We start from the raw sequence: 1,572 nt of genomic DNA on the forward strand, positions 1-1,572 counted from the left end.
GCGGGCGCCGGTGCGGGCAGGGCGCACGAGCCGGTCGACGGGCCGCCGCGCGTCACCGTCACGCTGACGCTCCCGGCGCCCGGGCAGGTCGCCAGCTCGAGCACCGGCGCGCCCGGCGGCGAGACGACCGCGGCGCCGAGGGCCCGCACGCCGTAGCCCGCCGGGTACTGCCGCCGGGGGATCGCGATCTCGCTGCGGGCGTAGGCGGGGAACGTCCCGCCGCCGACGCGGGCGGTCGCCCAGCCGGCCCGGAACGTGCGGGCGTCGCGCTCGTAGCTCCACCCGCGCGGCGTCCCCGCCACGACCTGCGGGTACGGTCGCGAGAGCACCTCGAGCTTGCGGCCGACGACGTTGTCGCCGGTCGGCGGACGGTGGTCGTCGAGCACGATCGACTGGGCGTCGCCGGACGCCTGCGTGGTCGGGTCGTGGCCCGTGTAGGCCCAGTGCTGCCAGCCGACCATCCGCTCGTCGGCCAGGCGGACGATCCGGTCGAGCGTGCGCAGGTCGTTGGTCGCCCCGAACTCGCTGAGCACCGCCGGCACGTGGTCGAGCGCGGAGCGCCGCTCCGCTCGGTCGAAGACGGTCCGGTCGGAGGCCTCGCAGCTGGGGTCGTACGCGAGCGTGACGCCCTCGGCGGTGCAGTAGGCGTGGAACGAGAGCACCGCGCGCGGCTCGCCGATCGGCGGCATCGTCGTGTCGGCGACGCTGTTGAAGGTCGAGTAGGGCTCGAACCAGATCGGCGTCCGCGGATCGACCGTGCGGATCCGCCGGCTGACGCGCTGGGTGAACGCGTGCAGCTGGGCGTCCTCGGCGACGCAGCCCGACGGGCCGATGCAGCGCAGGAACGTCGACCCCGGCCACGGCTCGTTGATCAGGTCGTAGCCGGCCACGCCCGGGACCGCCCGGAAGCGGGCGGCGACGTGGCGCCAGGCGTCGGCGTAGCGGTCCTGGAGCCCGACGCCGCCCGGACCCGCCCGGTTGCTCCAGAAGCTGTCGTAGGCCTGCAGCAGCGCCGGGTTCAGGAACTGGTTGTTGGGAAACCCGAAGTGCAGGTTGAGGCCGCCGTCGTCGATCGCGGCCCAGTCGGGGAAGCCCTGGCCCTGGTAGCGCTCGTTGACCATGTCCTGGTGGAAGTCCAGGACGCTGACGATCCCGTGCCGGTGCAGCAGGTCCACCGTCCGCTCGATCCGCGCCAGGTAGGCGTCGTCGTAGCGGCCGGGCTGCGGCTCGACCGCGGTCCAGATCACGCCGAGCCGGACGCTGTTGTAGCCCTCCGCGGCGAGGAAGGCCGCGTCCGCCTCGTCGAAGCCGGCGCCGTCGGGCGCGTAGGGCGGGCGCTTGTCGACGCGGTTCTGCCCGTGGGTGACGAAGACGCGGCCCTCGGCGTCCGTGATCCAGCGGCCGTGGCTGCCCAGCGGCAGCGTCGGGCCGGTCGCCGACGCCGGGGCGGCGCCCGCCGACCCGATCGCGACCGCCGCGACGGCCGCCGCCGCCAGGCGCCGACCGAGACGCGGGCGGCGCGTCGTCCCCCGTCGCTCAGCCGGCATCGCGGACGGTGACGACCGCGCTGCC

Annotated in this window: 1 protein-coding gene; it reads right to left on the minus strand. The window is 75.5% G+C overall.

What is annotated here, in order from left to right:
• A partial coding sequence (locus PAI11_RS10495) for a cellulase family glycosylhydrolase (protein WP_050897202.1) occupies window positions 1-1,547 on the minus strand: 1,547 nt, incomplete at its 3' end.
• Between the last annotated feature and the right edge of the window lie 25 nt (window positions 1,548-1,572).

Source organism: Patulibacter medicamentivorans, assembly GCF_000240225.1.
GTDB classification, from domain to species: domain Bacteria; phylum Actinomycetota; class Thermoleophilia; order Solirubrobacterales; family Solirubrobacteraceae; genus Patulibacter; species Patulibacter medicamentivorans.